The following is a 16,401-nucleotide window of genomic DNA, read 5'->3' as shown; positions in this document are numbered from 1 at the left end:
ATGATCACGATCGGCCAGCTCGCGGATTACGCCGGAGTGACCACCAAAACCGTCCGGCACTATCACGAGCGTGGCCTGCTGGCCGAACCCGACCGCGACTCGTCCGGCTACCGGCGTTACACCGCCCAAGACGCGATCGACCTCGTCAAGATCAGAACCCTGGCCGATGCGGGCGTGCCCTTGGCCCGCATCAAGGACCTCTTCGACACCGATCCGAACGCGCTCACCGCGGCCATCGCCGAGATCGGCCGTGACCTTCGAGACCGTATCGCGCAACTGCGACGAACTCGCGGTCGGCTCACCCAGTTGCGCGGCGGCGACCGGCTTTTCGTCTCCCCGGACGTCGCCGACTATCTCGACGACTTGCGCGAACTCGGCATCAGCGAACGCCACATCCATCTGGAACGCGACGGCTGGATCCTCATGCAAACAGTCTCACCCGAAGACGCCGCCATGTGGATCGCCGAAAAACGCGAACTCATCACCGATCCCGAGTTCCGTGCCATCTAGTATGACCGACGAGGAATCGTCGTCGCGTTCGCCCTAACCAGACTCGACAACGCGAACAGCGACCTCGATCTGGAAGACATTGCCGCCCTCGTGGTGCGCCGCCTGACCCCCGACCAGATACTCGACCTCGCCACCCGCAACCTCGCCGAACGAAACGAGCTACGCGGAGCACTATTCGAATCCGCAGTCGAGCACGTGCTCAGAACCGTGCTCACAGCCCGAGGGCCTATCGACTGACACGTCGCGACGCACCAACAGCGCTGGCGGTCGCGGCATTGAACAATGCCGTTGCTCGTCGCGGCGAGGTAGCCGGCTGCATCCTGCACACCGACCGCGGGTCTCGAGCCGATTTCGCCGAGGCCAGGTTGAAGATCATCACCTGGATTACCGGGTTCTACAACCCGACCCGCCGGCACTCACTGTGCGGCGGAATGTCGCCGGTCGACTACGAAACCTCCATGGCCACCGTGCGAGCGGAGGCCGCCGCAGCCCTGTCACGACACGAGGCCGCATAGAGGAACCTCCGCACTTCGAGGGGATTGACACCTGGAGCAGAGCGACCTATCGGCTGAACAAGGCTTCCCACTCCCTGATGAATTTGGCAGCGCTTTCGCCTTGCGTTACTTTGAGATTCTGTTCAGGCACATCCTGCGCTAGTGCCAGTGAACCCGGAATGTCGGGCAATACAGCCCCGTAGCCGGTAGACGTGGCACTCTGGCCCGCACGGGTAACCATGAAGTCGGCCAGGACCTGAGCCGCGTTGGGGTGTCGGGACGATCCGAGAGCCATGCCGTACCAGCGGGCGCCCCAGGGGTGTTCTCCTCGAGTCCAGCCTACAGGCGCGCCGGCTTCCTTCTCGGGCAACATCGGTCCGGCCATCAGTGCTGCGCTGATTTCGCCGGACGCGAGTGCTTGGGCCACCGGTTGCGTGCTCGGATAGATGCGAGGATTCTGGTCGGCGAGGTTCTTCAGGAAGTCTTGTCCGCCCGAGTACTTCTCGATGTGGGAGTAGTAGTCGATATAGGTCGGTGAGGTGCCGGGATTCACTACTCCGATCTTGCCCTTCAATTTCGGATCGAGCAGGCCGGCCGGCGAGGTCAGGCCTTGTGGAAATTTCTTGGTATTCCAGCCCAGGCCCAACATTGCTGCGCCCTCGAGGAAGAACTTACCGGCCACAACGCTTTCGGCAGGATGGTACGAAGGATCTTCGAAACTCGGTCCCGCAAGATTCACCACGTAACCGGAGTTCTTGTTCGTGTCGATCCAACTCGCGTCCGTGAGTACAGCGACGTCTCCGATGCCTTTGCCGGATCGCTTCTCGGCACCGATTTTGGACAACAAGTCCGAATCGACGCCCCGAACGAACGTAAGATTGATCTTGGGATACTTCGACTCGAACGCTGCCTTCAACGCGGAGAGCACAACTGGTGCCTGGGTCGAGTAAAGGGTCACGTTCCCCTCCTTGTTGGCAGCGGCGACGATGTCATCCCAACCTCCCTTCACAGGTGCGGTCGGCTCCGACGTACCACCCCCGCAGGCGGTGAGGGCCAATAGGGCCACTCCTGCGACCACCGATGCACGGATCAGCTTGATCATCAATATTCCTCTCATCGCCCCTTCTCCGGCGTTCTTGAAGTGAACCCACTTCGATGTCGAACGTATCTGCGCCGACTCTCGCGCACAGGACCCAAATATGGTGCGGCTCAATGGAATTGGCGTCATCTGGGTAGCCCGAGCGACCGTGCGATCAGGTTGCGCTGGATGTCGATCGTTCCGCCCCCGACGACCTGTTTGATCGAGTTCCGCAAGTGATAGTCGAGGGCTCCGTCCCCGAGCGATCCAGTTGCACCGGAAGCCAATCCCGCGGCCGGTCCGAGGATTCGAAAGGCGCCTACACAGAAATCCTCTTGGAGTGGCGTGGCGATGATCTTTGCCATCGAGGCCTCTGCCCCGGTTCCGCCTCCGATACTCACCGAACGTGCAGCGGCGTACATCAGGACACGGGCGGCCTGGAGCCGCGCTGCGAACATTCCGAGTGCATCGCGGTGGCGTGAACCCATTGCGCCGATGGTTCTTTCGGGGCTCTCCCGGACCACGGCAAGCAGGTCGTCGAGGAGCCGGTGGATATCGGCGACGATTGTCGCCATCATCACCCGTTCCTTGGTAAGAGCGCTCGTGATCACCCGCCAGCCATCATTGACCTCGCCGACGCGATCGGCGTCCGGTACCCGGAATCCGTCGAGGAACGTTGTACTGTTGATGTCGCCGGACAGTGCCCGGTGATGCTGAAGTTCCAACCCAGGGCGATCGGTGCGAGTCAGGAAGACAGTGATCCCGGCATGAGGCCGACTGGCCTCTGGGTCGGTTCGAACGGCAAGCCAGACCCACTCGGCGTTGTGGGCGCGGGTACCCCACGACTTCTGGCCATCGACAATCCAATCGTCGCCGTCGCGCACCGCCCTGGTCCGAAGGTTTGCGAGGTCGGAACCAACCTCCGGCTCCGAATAGCCTAAATAGAAGTCGAACTCGCCGGATGCCAGTATCGGGAGAAGGCGGTCCTTCTGTTCTTCTGTCCCGTACTTGATGATTGTCGGCCCGAGTAGGTCGGCGGCTGTTTTGCCCACGAACGGAATCCGCGCGTACTTGAATTCCTCGGCGAGGACTATTTCTTCATCAATCGACGCCCCCCGGCCGCCGGCGCTCTCCGGCCACGCGAGTGTTACATATCCGCGCTCGATGGCGGCACTGATCACCGCTTCCTGATCGCCGGATGCGATCAAGGCGCGGAGCTCAGTTCGGAAACTCTCTGCCTCCGCACTGAGCGTCGGCCAAGGCATTGCACGCCCCTGATCGACGAGCATCGCTGATACGTCGCCTCCTATCGCCGGCAACTGGTCGAGCCTCGCCACGTCGGCATTGACTCGCCGAAACAGCCACGCGGCCTCGTGCTCTTCGAAGAATCCCGTTGCCGCCAGCGTGTGTGCGGAGTCGAATTGAGTCCGTATAGCGGCGTCGGCGGTGAAAGTGACGGCCAACTCGACCGAGAGCCTCCAGTCGGCACGTTCTTCCATCCACGCTCGCGAGGCTTCGAGCCCGAGGAGACGAGCCGCAGTCGAATCGGTCGCGGAATTGGCCGCCCGGTGGGATACCGCCTGGAATGAACCGATCGTTTTGCCGAAGGCGACGCGGTTGCAGGCATGTTCCACCGAAAGCTCAAACGTCCGGGTCGCGGCACCTAGCGCACGAGTCGCTGCACCCAGTCGCAACAGCGTGAGTGCATCCGCCAGCACTTCGGGTGCCGCTCCGATTGTCGTCGCGCTGTTGGTATCGACTGCGACATCTGCCCAGTCCGGCTTTGCGATACCCTCGCGGAACCTCACGTCGGTAATGGCAGCGATTCGGACAGCCGATTCAGTGGTCAGTAGTTCGATGACGTGGGTCGCGGCGCCTGCCGCCTCGACAAAGCGCAGGGAATCCGGGCCGACAGCGATCACCGGTCTGATGGTCCCGGTTTCAATCGACCGGCGGAGGTTGTCGTGGTCGTCGAACAGCAGGGCCGACACGTAGACGTCCATAAGCGGTAAGGGGCAAGCGATCCGGCCGGTGACCGCAATAGCTGCGACAACGGCATCGAGCGCACGGTCACCGGCGAGTTCCGTCCAACCTTGCTCGATGGCAAGGTCCCACACCGCTGCCAGATCCGAGGTAACCGTGCCGGATCCGGCGGCGGTTGCCGATGGCCAGACTTTCCGTAGAACACCATCGACCGATTTTGTGAACTGTGCGAGGTCGGCGTCCTCGAGCAAACTCATGAATTCTCCAAAAGAAAAGGGGTGGGCTGCGTGGGAGTGAGCTCAGATCCACTCGATGGCGGCGTCCAACGCCTCGATCGTGGAACCGTCAACACGCAGCGGATTGATCTCGAGCGACAGAAGCTGGTCTCCGAGCCTGCCCGCGAGGTTCACGATGTCGAGGATCGTCCCCGCGAGATGGTCCATATCCACCGGCTTGGAACCGCGTGCCCCAGCGAACAGCGATGCCCCCCGAAGCTCGGACAGCATTTCCGCGATATCACTTTTAGTGACTGGCAAAATGCGCAGGGCGGTGTCGTCGGCGATATGAACCCAGATACCGCCGAAGCCCACTGCCAGAGTGGGCCCCCACTGTGGGTCGACCACCACTCCAACGATCAGTTCGAGACCGCCTGACCGCATTGTGGATACAAGGACGCCGTCCATGGTGGCTTCGGGCACACTTCGGGCCGCGGCTTCGACACGCTCGAACGCGAGTCGGACGGCATCTTCGGAGTCGACATTGAGCACCACTCCGCCGATATCGCTTTTGTGCAAAATTTCAGGGGAGACCAGTTTGACCACAACCGGAAAGCCAAGTTCCGCAGATGCGACCACGGCATCTTCTTGCGTCGTAACGTGTCTGTGCTGGACCACTGGAACACCTTGGCTGGAAAGGAGTTTCAAGGCATCGGCCTCGGACCAAGCGGCAGTTGTATCGACGTCGATACGATCGCCGGATGTTGTGGGCTCGCCGCGATCCTTGCGCAACCACTTGGACCAGCTGATGGCATGGCCGACGGCCTGGACCATGTGGTGAATTCCGTTGATGGCGTAGGGAATTCCAATACTGTCCATGTTCATCACTGTGGATTCGTCGATCACAGAGATCGTCTGGTCGACCAGCATGGTTCGCCCCACTGCAGCCGCGAATGCAGGCGCCACGATCTCGAGACGTTGCTTTATCCGATCGCCCCGTTCTTCGGTGGGAAGGACATGAATCGCGGCGGTCAGAGCAACGGCGGGGTCGGTGGCGATGGCTTCGATGGCATCGCGGAACAAGCTGGGATCTGCGGAGGCTGCGCCGGTGGCATCCAATGGATTACGAACTGTGCAGAAGTTGGGTAGAACCTCGGAGAGGCGCAATCTCGTATCCGCTGCCAGTCCAGGGAGCTCGACACCAAGATTTTCGGCTCGGTCAGCGATAAGGTCACACGCGCCCCCCGACATCGAAACGACACCGAGGCCACCTTCGGGGAGGGGGCCGGTGTGGGCCAGCAAGCCTGCTGTGATCACCAACTCTTCGATCGAGTCGGCCCGCACGACACCATATTGGGCAAAGGCAGTATCGATCAGCCGGTCATCGCCCACAAGCGCTCCTGTGTGACTCATCGCGATCTCGGCGGCGAGTACACTCGAGCCGACTTTCAGTGCTACGACAGGCTTTTCGAGCGACGCGGCTCGCCGCGCCAACGTGCAGAACCGTGCGGGGTCGCGGATGGACTCCATGAACATCGCGATCGATCGCACGCGTGGATCGTCGACCAGCAGCATCGCCATCTCCACGGTGTCCAGCATTCCTTCGTTTCCGGTTGACACCACGTGGCTTACGCCGATGCCCTGCTCGCCTGCGAATGCGGCGATCGTGTGCGCGGTGGCACCGCTCTGCGAGACGACGGCAACGCTGCCGGTCATGAGCGGCGGTAGTTGCGCGGACCATGCCGCGACCTTGTCGAGCATATTGACGAAGCCGAGACAGTTCGGGCCGACAAGGGTGATTCCGAACCTCGTTGCGAGGGAGACAATCTGCTCCTGCGCCCGATGTCCGGCATCGCCGGTCTCACTGAACCCGGCGGCGAGCACTACAGCGGTGCTGATTCCGGCGGCGGCAACGTCTTCGAGTGCCGCCGGTAGTGTGTCGGCTCCGACAAGCAGTAGCGCGAGATCGATCGGGGCGCCGATCTCGGCGCATGACGCATACGCTTGATGCCCATGGACAATTCCACCGCGTCGATTGACGAGATACAGATCGCCGGAAAATCCCACCTTCTCGAAATTGGTCAACGCGGAGTTCGACCAACCGGAGCGATCCGACGCGCCCACGACCGCAACACTTTTGGGTGATAGTAAGTTGTTCATGAAATCCAGCTCTGCGTGTCAACGCCCCGTCCAGCGGGGCTTTCTCTTCTCGGCAAACGCCTTTGGACCTTCGATGAAGTCTTCTGATGCAAGTAGTCGATCGCGCCGGTTATTGTCTCGGTAGAACGCCTCGTCGACGCTGAGGAATTGGCAATCGATCGCTGATTCTTTGGTCAGCTGTACCGAGAGCGGCGAGCACTCTATGATCGCATCGGCCCACCGCTGTGCTGCCATCGGCAGTTCTTCGAGCTCGACGACCTCGTTCACCAGTCCGAAGCGGAGTGCTTGCTCAGCGTTGATCAACCCGCCGGTGAGCAGCATCCCCATCGCGACTTTGGACGGAATCTGACGGGAGAGGCGGTGAATCCCTCCCGCGCCGGCGATCAACCCTACCTTCGGTTCCGGCAAGCCCATGCGGGCGGTCCGGGCGCTGACGATGATGTCGCAGGCAAGTGCCATTTCGAGTCCGCCACCCGCAGCGACACCGTTCAACGCGGCAATGATCGGCTTGGGGCAGTCGAAGTTTCGGGTGATGCGGCCGAACGGCGGGCGCTCGGCACCTTGGAGGTCACCTCCGGCGGCGGTGCGCTCTGCGGTGACCTTGAGGTCATTCCCGGCGCAGAACGCGCGATCCCCCGCGCCGGTCAGAATTGCCACCCGCAAGTCTGGATTGTCCCGATAGTCTTCCCAGACCTCGGCGAGTTCAAGATGCGCTTCGAGGTGGAGTGCGTTCATCTGGTGAGGCCGGTTCAGCGTCACATAGGCAATGTGATCACGTTTTTCGTACAGGATGAACTCGTACGTCATGACACCACCCGGAATGTCGGAACAGGAAATGGGATGTGCGCGAAGTCGAACTCGACCATCAGGTCGGCGCCGATCGGCGTCGCGCCGGGGTCTGGTCCGACAATCGTCGAATTGAAACGAACGCCCTCTACCGTCTCGATCGTTGCCAGGACGTAGGGAACCTCGAATCCGGGATAGGGCTGATGGACCAGGACCAGACTGTAAAGAGTGGCTCGACCTGTGGCCGCCCGCCAATGAACATCACCACCGAAACAGTTGATGCAGCGATACTTCACGGGCCACATATGCGTGCCGCAGCCTTCGCAGCGCTGCAGCATCAGCTCCCCACGGGCGGCACCTTCGAAGAATGGGGCGCAGCTGAGGTCGTATTCGAGTTCTGCTGCGCTAGGCGGCATGTCGGCTCCAAATCGTTGTCGAATGGAAGTTGAGAACGCCGCCGTTGGCGCTCGCAAGCACTATGTCGTGTTTGTCGATCTGTCGCTCGCCCGCCTGGCCGCGAGCCTGGATAATTGCCTCTGCAAGTGGCGTGAAGCCCCACATGTAATAACTCGACAATTGTCCGCCGCCGGTGTTGGTCGGGAGCGACCCGCCGGGGCCGAGTTTTCCGTCGGACACAAACGCTCCGCCCTCACCCTTGGCGCAGTAGCCGTAGTCCTCCAGAGTGACCAAAACGGTGTAGGTGTAGCAGTCGTAGAGTTCGAGTACATCGACGTCATCGCGGTGAATGTTGGCTATCCTGAAGGCTTCTTCACCTGCCTGCCTGGCCCCGGTCGAGATGGCGGGGTCGATTCCGGTCCGCTGGTTGTCTCCCGGGGCGGCTTGCGTGGCAGCCAATAGATACACCGGTGGTTGTCGCAGATCACGTGCCCGGTCGGCTCTGGTCATGACCACGGCAACCGCCCCATTTGAGACCAGGCAGCAGTCGAAAAGATGGAATGGATCGACGATCATCCGCGAGGCCTGATGGTCTTCCAATGACAGCGGCTTTTTGATCTGCGCTGCCGGATTCATCCCGGCCCATTTCCTCTGAGCTACGGCAATGGCTCCGAATTGCTCACTGGTCGTGCCGAACTCGTGCATGTGGCGTCGCGCGGCGAGAGCGTAAGGAGGATTGCCGCCGAACTCTCCGTATGCAGCCTTGAGGACGTTCATGCCGTCCCACACTCCGCGTGCGGCATAGGCCGCGGATGCCGAGACGTTCTGTTGGAGTGGTGTTGCCGCATAGACGAGAACAACTGTGTCGACCAGATGAGCATCGAGTGCCAGGCTCGCGTACTGCACCATCGACCCCACAGTCGAGCCGAATGCCCGCATGGAGTTGAGCATTCGGAGGTTTTCGAGGCCAAGGGTGAATTGCAGTCGGGGTTCCATAGCGGGATCACCGTTGCCGTTGATGAGTAGGCCGTCGACGTCAGACTTGCCGAGGCCGGCATCGGCAAGTGCGAGAGCGATGGCTTCGGCCGCGAAATCGGCGGTTGACCGCCCGTAGATCTTGCCCATCTCGGTGACTCCGAGGCCGACGACCGCGGTCGTGGGCACCTTGGATGTAACACGGTTCACATTAGGACCGTAACGTAACTTAGATCACAAGTCAAAGTGAGTTCACTTCAGTTAATCGCCAAGACTCCATCCCTCCCAAGGAACGGAACACCACAGGGATCTACGGTTTCACCCGTAGCCACGATGTCCGGTGATGCCGCGTATGGGACCGGTGAGTTACCGAAACTGTTGGACAACAACGACATTCGCAACCCGATCAAGGTGCGGCCGTCGCCGTCGGTGAAGGGGCACTTCTCCAAGGACCCCTTCAGCATCAACCTGGGCGCGCGGACAGTGACCTGCCCCGCGGGAGCCACCGCGGCGATCGGCGCCCGCACCGGCCGCCACACCGGTGCCGCCCACTTCGGCGACGTCTGCACCCCGCTGCGCGCGCAGTGCACCACAGCGCCCGGTGGCCGCATGATCACCATCGGCGCCCACGAAAAATACCTGGCCATCCCCCGTGAACGTCTACACGATCCGGCCTGGAAGGGCGACTACCGCGCGACCCGGCCCAAGGTGGAACGCAAGATCAGAAATCTGATGCACCGCCGCCACGGCGGACGCCGCGCCCGCGTTCGCGGTCGAGTTGAGATTCCGGACGATGGCCAGAGGGTTTACGTAGTTTCAGGCGGCTGCCGCTCGACGTGAGTTCTCATAGTTGTCGGGGCTTTGCATCCCGATCGCGGAGAAAACGTCTTACAGGTGCCCCAACCGCTCTCCCGGGCTTGCTGTTTCACGCTCACGCTGGTCGGCGAACATGCGAGCGTGGGCGACGTTCGACAGGCTCCGTTTCAGCGCACGGATCGCTTCCATCCAGGTCTTCCCGCAGCTTTCTCGGCAACAGCGATAGTGAGCGGTCCCCGATGACGTCACTAATCATCAGAAGCCGACTCTGGAGCTGCACTTCCAGCAGGGCTATTCGCTCCGGCGGGCAGCGTTGGCAACGCGAAAGGTCCTGCAACACAGCGCCCTTCGCCTGGCGGCGAAACTCGGCACGGGTGATCCGGCTGTTGGACTTCACGGTCCCGGAGGGAAGACACCCTGGCCCGGAGTGAGGATTCCTTCGGGGTCGTAGCGTTCATGGGCCGCCTCGAAGGCGGCCCATTCGGGGCCGTAGTGCGTGCGCCACTCCTGCGGCGTAGCGGGTATGGAGCCGACCGGGTACTGGTAACCCCCGACGGCTTGGGCGCGCAGGTAGAGGGAACGGTTGGCCTCCACCATGTCCTGCGGGCTCTCGGCTCCCTGCGAGGCGGTTCTGAGCAGTGTGAACAGGAAGACCGTCTCCTCGTCGGGCATGCGCAGCAAGGGCAGGCCCAGGCGGGCGCGGGGGAAGGGATAGAGCAGGACCACGCCGCTGGCGCCGACCTCGGTCTCGGTCAGGTCCTTGATGGCGGCTTCCACGAAGGCGTCGGTGCGGCTCGCGGGCAGGAACATGTTCCACCAGGGGTGCGGCCGGTACCACTCGCCTGTGGACTTCAGAGAGGCGACGCCCACGGCGAGCCGGTTGAGGAAGTCGAAGTAGGACATGTCCTGGATCTGCCGGTCGCCGGGCTGGTCGCCCAACCCGGCGAGAAGCCTGGCGTCGTCGGGCGGGGTCGTGCCGTTGAAGAAGGCGACCGCCTCGAGCTGGTAACTCCAGCCGGCGGAGCCGGTCGGCAGCCCGAGTTCTCCCTCCACATAGGCGAAGCGGCCGTCGTTGACCACGAGCCGCTGGTCAGCGGTCAGCGCGGCGACGCTCGGGTAGGAGAGCAGGTAGTGGCGGACCCTCGCGGGGGCGGGCAACAGGCGCACGGTGGCCTTGGTGACGATGCCGCACTGTCCCCTTCCAGCCAGCACCGCGCGGAACAGGTCAGGGCGCAGCCCTGCGGAACACCTCCTCAGGCTGGCATCCCCCGTGACGACCTCCAACTCCACGACGCTGTCCACCTGAGCTCCGTAGTGGTGGGTCTGGCCGCCGACCCCGCCCACCGAGAGCGTGCCCCCGACCGAGAGTTCCAGATAGTCGGTGAAGACCGCAGGGGTCAGACCGTGAGCCAGAGTCGCCTGCGCCAAGCTACTCCAGAGCGCGCCCGCCTCCACGACAGCCGTATCCTCCCGCACCTCGACCGCGTTGAGCGGGGTCATGTCGATGACCAGACCGCCCTCGACTTGGCCCTGACCGAAGGTGGCGTGTCCCTGCCCACGCGCGGCCACCTGCAGGCCGTGCGTCCGGCAGTACTTCATCATCTGCAAGATGTCCGATACGGCGCTGGGCTCCAGCACGGCCCCGGGAGTCCGATGGACCAGGTGCCCGAAGTCGTCGGCCGCCTGGCCGCGCGAGGCGGGATCGGTCACCACCTTGCCCTTCAGCTGCGGCAGATCGACCATCCCCTGAGACCGGTCGGCGTCGGTGACCCACGTGCGCGTGGACGGGTCGAAGCCGACCACAACCGCCCCCGCCGTGAGGAACGCCTGCCTCCACGGATCCCACGTCATACCCGCCCCTTTCGCACCACGGTCCGCAAGTCGCCCGGGACGTGCACTGCTGTTCCATTCGAGGGTATCAGTGATCGAAAGATGATGTGCTGCAAAGGATTACAACGGACAAAAAGCGGCCGGAAATCGGCTGCGCCATCCCGGATCCACCGTTCCGAATCCTTGGTCGCGACAATAGATCCGGGTGCCGAAAACCCAGGCAGTCAGCGCACGGCGGATACGCTGGCCGTTGCAGCCCCGGGGTTTGGTGAATCTCGTTGTCCCGTAGTTATTCTCGTGTCAACACGATGACCTCGTCGGGCGGTGTGGGTCCGTTGAGTCGGCGGTCCAGCACAGTGACCGCGTTCACGATTCTCTGGCAGGCCGTGCGGATGTCTTGGTCGCTTCGCCAATGATCGGCCTCAACGGCAAGGTACACCGCGGTCAGCCGCAGCAACGTGGCGGTTACCGGTACGAGGGCCAGGTTGCGGTAGGTGATTCCAGACTACCAGTGGGGCTGCGTATTTCGTCTACGGTGAGGATGACGACCGTGCCACGGGGTTGGCGGAGGTGATCAGCGAACGGCAGGAGTGCCGCTCGGTGATGCTCTCACGAGAATGCCCCAGCTGCTTGGCGGCCGTCTTCGAATCCGACGCTTCGGCGATCAGCGTGGCGACGGTCTTCCGGAACGTGTACTGGCTGCAACGACTGCTCCGCAAGCCCGGTGCTCGCCGGGCGCGCGTTCGGGCAGGCCCGCGCGGCCGGGAAATTCACCCCCGCCCACGAAACGTGGTGGGCCTCGGCCCGCCGCGCACGCAGCGACCGTGATGGCACACGCGCGTTGATCGAGTCCTTCTGCGGCATCGGCCAATGCCGCACGATCACGTTGTCAGCGGTCCAGCCGCTGCCTTGCACGCGGGAACGTTGACCGCGGATGCGGTCGCTCTCCAGGCCCGCAAAGTCGGCGAAACCCTCGCCGACGGATGAACGCGGGTCGGCTCACCACCCGGCCACTGGACCCGCAGGTCCCCGCGGAGCGCAGCTCACTCCGACCTCGCCCAACGCATCGCCTACCAGGGCCTACTGTGTCGAGCTGCTGGTCCGGCGCACGCACTGCGATGCATCCTTTCCTCGCAGCGATGCCGAGTCACAGCAATTCCAGCAGTTGCAGGTTGGCGATGTATTTGACAATGATCGGTGCCGAAACATGTGGAATGTCCTTGTCGGGGCCGATTTCGGCCTTTTGCACCGCCGCACGGAACCGGTCGGTCGGTGCGATGGCCCCGCAGACGGGCTTCTCCGGTCGCTGATAGTTGTGCAGCAGCGGCAGCAGCGAGTGCTGGCGCTGCTTGTCCGGCAGGGCGCGCATCGCGGTATCGAACCGCTGCAACCACGCGTCGTAGTCGGGGATGCGTCGGACTGTGTAACCGGCTTCGACCAGCCAGTCGACGTACTCGTCCAGCCCGATGCCGTCGTCGTAAGGGTTCATTACATGGTAGGTCTGGTACCCCTGCACCATCCGCCCGCCGAGGGTGGCGATTGCCTGAGCGATGAAATCGACCGGCAGACCGTCGTAGTGCGCCCGCTGCCGATGGCCGTCTGCATCGAGTTCGTAGAACGAAGCGGGGGCGATACCGGTGTCCACCAGGCTCAGCATCAGCCGAGTGAACATGTCGGGAACGTTGAGCTGGCCCGCATAGCGGGTGTCGACAAGGATCATGTCACAGCGGAACACCGCGACCGGCAGGCCGAACTGGTCGTGGGCCTCGCGCAGCAGCACCTCACCGGCCCATTTACTGTTCGCATAGCCGTTGGCATAGCTCTCGTCGACCGCGCGGGTGGGGCTGATCACCCGGATGTCGGCGTCTTCGGTGAACTTCGCCGGCTCGATCCCCTCACCCACCCCGATGGTCGACACATAGGTGAATGGCTTGATCCTGGTGGTGAGCGCGATGCGGATCAGTTCCGAGGTGCCCACCACGTTGGGGCCGAACAGCTGGCTGTACGGCAAGACATGGTTGACCAAGGCGGCGGGGTCGACGATCAGATCAACTGTGTCGGCCAGCCGCTGCCAGGTCTGTGGATCCAGGCCCAGGTTGTCTTCGGCCTTGTCGCCGGCGATGACCTCGAGGTGATCTGCGGCCAGCTCCCGATAGTGGGCAAGTAGCTGCGTGTCGCCGCTGTCGAAGGTCTTGTCCAAGCGTTCCCGAGCCGCCGCGTCGTCCTTGGCGCGCACCAGGCAGATCAGCGTGCCGCCGACATCGGACAGCCTTTCCAGCCATTCCAGGGCCAGGTATCGGCCGAGGAAGCCGGTGGCGCCGGTCAGCAACACTGTCCGTGCTGCTGCGCTCGGGCCCGGTAGCGACGGCGCCGCGGCCAGCGTCGCAGCGTCGATGAACTTTTCCAGCGTGAGTTCACGAGCAGCCACTTCGGTGACCGGCTCATCCAGGCGGCTGTGTACTGATGCGAACGTCGGCCTCCTGGTGCCGTGCCGCTGGGTGTCGATGTAGTCGGCGATGGCCCGAAGGTCCGACGCCGGGCTGATGATGACGCTCACTGGCACGTCGATATCGAAGATGTCGTGCAGCAGGTTGGCAAAGGTCAACGCCGACAGGGAGTCTCCCCCCAGATCGGTGAAACCCGCGTCGGGCCGCAGATCCGCACTCGCCGCACCGAGAAGTGCAGCGGCGGCGCGGCCGACCGCCTCCAGCGTCGGACCCTTCGCACCGCCCAGACGCAGTGCACGCAGCTCGTCGGACTGACCTTGCGCCAGTTCGACGTACAACTGCTCCAGGCGCTCGCCGTAGCGCTCCTTGAGCTTGGGCCGCGCCGGCTTGCGGATGCCGGTCAAGAGACCGTTGGCCAGCGTGAACGGCGTGGTTTCGAGGATGAAGTCGCGCGGGATCTCATAGGACTGCAATCCGGCCGCCTTCGCGACCTCCAGAAGAGACTCGTTGACCATCGGCTTCAGCGCCTCCACGCCGTGGCGCAACAGCGCGTCGTCGGTCGGCACGATCACCGCCAGTGGGTAGGCACGAGTGCTGTTGCCGTAGATGTAGATCTGCTGGATCAGCGGGCTGGTTTCGAACACGGCCTCCAACTTCGAGGTCGTGACGAACTCGCCCTGGGCGAGCTTGATCACGTTGTTGCGCCGGTCCACATACACCAGCCGATCGGGACCGACCTCGGCCACGACGTCGCCGGTCCGGTAGTAGCCGTCGGCATCATAGACCTCCGCGGTGACCTGCGGCCGGTGGTAATAACCAGCGAACAAGTTCTCCGAGGTGACCAGGAGCTCTCCCCTGGGGTGCGGCTGGTCGGTGCGGAAGTAGCCCAGATCGGGCACGTCGGCCAGCTTGTAGTCGATCACCGGAGGTCGTTGCACGACCCCATCTCGGGAGATCGCCCCGGCCTCGGTGGAACCGTAGCCCTCGGTCAGATGCAGGTCGAGCAGCGACTCGACGAACGCCCTCAGATTCACCGAGATCGGCGCAGACCCCGTCATTGCCCAGACGGCGCGTCCGCCGAGCAGGTTCTGCCGCAGATCGGCCAGCACCTCGGCCTCGACTGCGGCCCGATCGGCGCCGCCGGACAACGCTCGGTCCAGTTTGCTCTGGAACTCCTGGAAGATCATGTCCCAGACGCGCGGCACGAAGTTCAACCGGGTGGGCCGCACCCACGCCAGATCGTCCAGCAGGGTCGACAGGTCGCTCTTGGCCGCAAAATAGACCGTACCGCCGTTGCCGAGCGTGCTGTACACAACCTCGCGGCCCATGACGTGGCTCATCGGCATGAAGCTGAGCGTGATCGCCGGCTCGCCGCTGCGCTGCTGCCAGTACGACTTACGCCAGAAGTTGGCGACCAGGTGCTCGGGGTACATAGCGCCCTTCGGGGTACCGGTGCTGCCCGAGGTGTAGATCAGCAACGTCAACGGGTCGTCCTCGCCGGTCTCGGTCGGCTGCGCGGCAGGCAGCGCCTTGCCACGATCCAGCACGTCGGCCAGTGTGTCGACAACCACCGGGCTCCCCGCTTGCGCCAACCGCGCCCCGGCGGCTGTCAGCGCATCACGCTGGTCGTCGACCTCCGGGTGGTAGTCGAACACCACCAGCCGCTGCGGCTGGTGTCCGGTCAGCTCCTCGGCCAGCACCAAGTCGACGGCGTCGGAAAGGTAGTCGACGCTCGCAGCGATGAGGCTCGGCTCGGTCTCTTCCACGATCGGCTGCAACTGGGTGACCGGCGCACTGGTCTGCATCGGAACCGCCACCGCGGCCATCTGGATCAACGCCATATCGACGATCGCGTAGTCGATGCTGGTGAATCCCAGCACACAGACTCGATCGCCCGGCTGCACCGGATCACCGGCCAGCGCAGTCGCGAGTGCGCGGACGCGGTCCCACAGCTGACCGTAGGTGATGGTCTCGAACTGGGGCAGCAGCGCCAACGTGGCGCTGCCGGTATCCGGATAGCGCATGAACTGGACGGTGCGCTGCCCGAGCGCAGGCCGATCGGCGTATCCCTCCATCACGGTTCGCACCAGCTGCGCCAGCCGCAGCCCGGGCCGCTCGATGGCCGCGGTGATGGCCGCGCTCGGCCGTGCGTCGGCGAACTGCGGGTCGGTAGCGTACAAATCGGCGATGCGGCGCGCCAGCCGCTCCTCCCCGGTATCACTGAACATCACGGAACCCCCAATCATTGATTGGAAACAGATCGCATGAAGTCGGCCCGGTATCTCTGGGCGCTACCAAATAGATAGATAAGCTGAATTGTTTCGGTCGAACACTGCGCTGATACCTACCGACAGCGCCTACACCATCACTACACTACAGCTTTGCACATTTTCTCGAGAGGTTGCCGAATCTTCAATCGCATTGGCGAACCGGCTACCAGTATTTGCTGTCCGAACAAACCTGGACGCGGTGAATGCCCGCGCGCAGCGCGGGTCGGCGCCGACTCCTGATCTTCTGATCCGGGATCCGCGCGCAGCGAGGTAGACGCGGTAATCACAGCATCATGCGGTAGACCCTCGAGCGACTTGGCACAGTCCCGCTCTGCCTGTCGGCCTGGGCCCCCGGCATGAGTTGTCGCGCACGACTCGTCGTGCGCGACGAAGGTTGGAGCTGAGGTGGGTGTTGCTTACCGGCACCTACCTGTCCCGACT

The 16,401-nt window shown here is 63.2% G+C and carries 11 protein-coding genes; 3 read left to right on the top strand and 8 right to left on the bottom strand.

What is annotated here, in order from left to right:
• Complete coding sequence (locus ON40_RS37665) at positions 1-510, top strand: MerR family transcriptional regulator (protein WP_083896222.1); 510 nt, start codon at positions 1-3, stop codon at positions 508-510.
• Between the two features lie 275 nt (positions 511-785).
• Positions 786-1,025, top strand: a complete 240-nt coding sequence (locus ON40_RS53780) for a hypothetical protein (RefSeq protein ID WP_040830147.1) — start codon at positions 786-788, stop codon at positions 1,023-1,025.
• Between the two features lie 46 nt (positions 1,026-1,071).
• On the opposite strand, the gene ON40_RS37650 is transcribed toward ON40_RS53780, so the two are convergent.
• The 6 genes from ON40_RS37650 to ON40_RS37625 all read right to left on the bottom strand — a co-directional run bounded on the left by ON40_RS37650 (position 1,072) and on the right by ON40_RS37625 (position 8,807).
• Positions 1,072-2,106, bottom strand: coding sequence for an extracellular solute-binding protein (locus ON40_RS37650; RefSeq protein WP_051194196.1), 1,035 nt, complete (start codon positions 2,104-2,106; stop codon positions 1,072-1,074).
• 122 nt (positions 2,107-2,228) lie between these two features.
• Positions 2,229-4,322: an acyl-CoA dehydrogenase family protein gene (locus ON40_RS37645; protein WP_040830146.1), complete on the bottom strand. Its 2,094-nt coding sequence runs from the start codon at positions 4,320-4,322 to the stop codon at positions 2,229-2,231.
• A gap of 42 nt (positions 4,323-4,364) precedes the next feature.
• The gene (locus ON40_RS37640) at positions 4,365-6,440 is read right to left on the bottom strand and encodes an acetate--CoA ligase family protein (RefSeq protein WP_040830145.1); all 2,076 of its coding nucleotides are present in this window, start codon (positions 6,438-6,440) and stop codon (positions 4,365-4,367) included.
• An 18-nt stretch (positions 6,441-6,458) separates the two neighbouring features.
• Entirely contained in the window at positions 6,459-7,247 is a 789-nt protein-coding gene (locus ON40_RS37635) for an enoyl-CoA hydratase-related protein (RefSeq protein ID WP_040830144.1), read from the bottom strand.
• Entirely contained in the window at positions 7,244-7,642 is a 399-nt protein-coding gene (locus ON40_RS37630) for a Zn-ribbon domain-containing OB-fold protein (RefSeq protein WP_083896216.1), read from the bottom strand. The genes ON40_RS37635 and ON40_RS37630 overlap by 4 nt, the downstream gene beginning before the upstream one ends.
• Entirely contained in the window at positions 7,632-8,807 is a 1,176-nt protein-coding gene (locus ON40_RS37625) for a thiolase C-terminal domain-containing protein (RefSeq protein WP_245568168.1), read from the bottom strand. The genes ON40_RS37630 and ON40_RS37625 overlap by 11 nt, the downstream gene beginning before the upstream one ends.
• A gap of 168 nt (positions 8,808-8,975) precedes the next feature.
• On the opposite strand from ON40_RS37625, the gene ON40_RS37620 reads away from it, so the two are divergent.
• Entirely contained in the window at positions 8,976-9,437 is a 462-nt protein-coding gene (locus ON40_RS37620) for a transposase (protein ID WP_157186685.1), read from the top strand.
• 369 nt (positions 9,438-9,806) lie between these two features.
• Here the strand turns inward: ON40_RS37620 and ON40_RS37615 are convergent, their stop codons facing one another.
• Both ON40_RS37615 and car read right to left on the bottom strand, forming a co-directional pair.
• A complete protein-coding gene (locus ON40_RS37615) occupies positions 9,807-11,264 on the bottom strand; it encodes an FAD-binding protein (protein WP_040830141.1) in 1,458 nt (485 codons plus the stop codon).
• A gap of 1,126 nt (positions 11,265-12,390) precedes the next feature.
• Positions 12,391-15,918 (bottom strand): carboxylic acid reductase, encoded by a 3,528-nt coding sequence (gene car / locus ON40_RS37605; RefSeq protein ID WP_040830139.1) that lies wholly within the window; start codon positions 15,916-15,918, stop codon positions 12,391-12,393.
• Positions 15,919-16,401: the final 483 nt, after the last annotated feature.

Source organism: Nocardia jiangxiensis NBRC 101359, from assembly GCF_000308615.1.
GTDB classification, from domain to species: Bacteria; Actinomycetota; Actinomycetes; order Mycobacteriales; family Mycobacteriaceae; genus Nocardia; species Nocardia jiangxiensis.
This window is presented reverse-complemented; position numbering and strand designations above follow the sequence as displayed.

Coding starts and splice junctions, on each gene's coding strand:
- ON40_RS37665 (WP_083896222.1), top strand. CDS start 1: ATGATCACGATCGGCCAGCTCGCGGATTACGCCGGAGTGACCACCAAA.
- ON40_RS37650 (WP_051194196.1), bottom strand. CDS start 2,106: ATGATCAAGCTGATCCGTGCATCGGTGGTCGCAGGAGTGGCCCTATTG.
- ON40_RS37645 (WP_040830146.1), bottom strand. CDS start 4,322: ATGAGTTTGCTCGAGGACGCCGACCTCGCACAGTTCACAAAATCGGTC.
- ON40_RS37640 (WP_040830145.1), bottom strand. CDS start 6,440: ATGAACAACTTACTATCACCCAAAAGTGTTGCGGTCGTGGGCGCGTCG.
- ON40_RS37635 (WP_040830144.1), bottom strand. CDS start 7,247: ATGACGTACGAGTTCATCCTGTACGAAAAACGTGATCACATTGCCTAT.
- ON40_RS37630 (WP_083896216.1), bottom strand. CDS start 7,642: ATGCCGCCTAGCGCAGCAGAACTCGAATACGACCTCAGCTGCGCCCCA.
- ON40_RS37615 (WP_040830141.1), bottom strand. CDS start 11,264: ATGACGTGGGATCCGTGGAGGCAGGCGTTCCTCACGGCGGGGGCGGTT.
- car (WP_040830139.1), bottom strand. CDS start 15,918: ATGTTCAGTGATACCGGGGAGGAGCGGCTGGCGCGCCGCATCGCCGAT.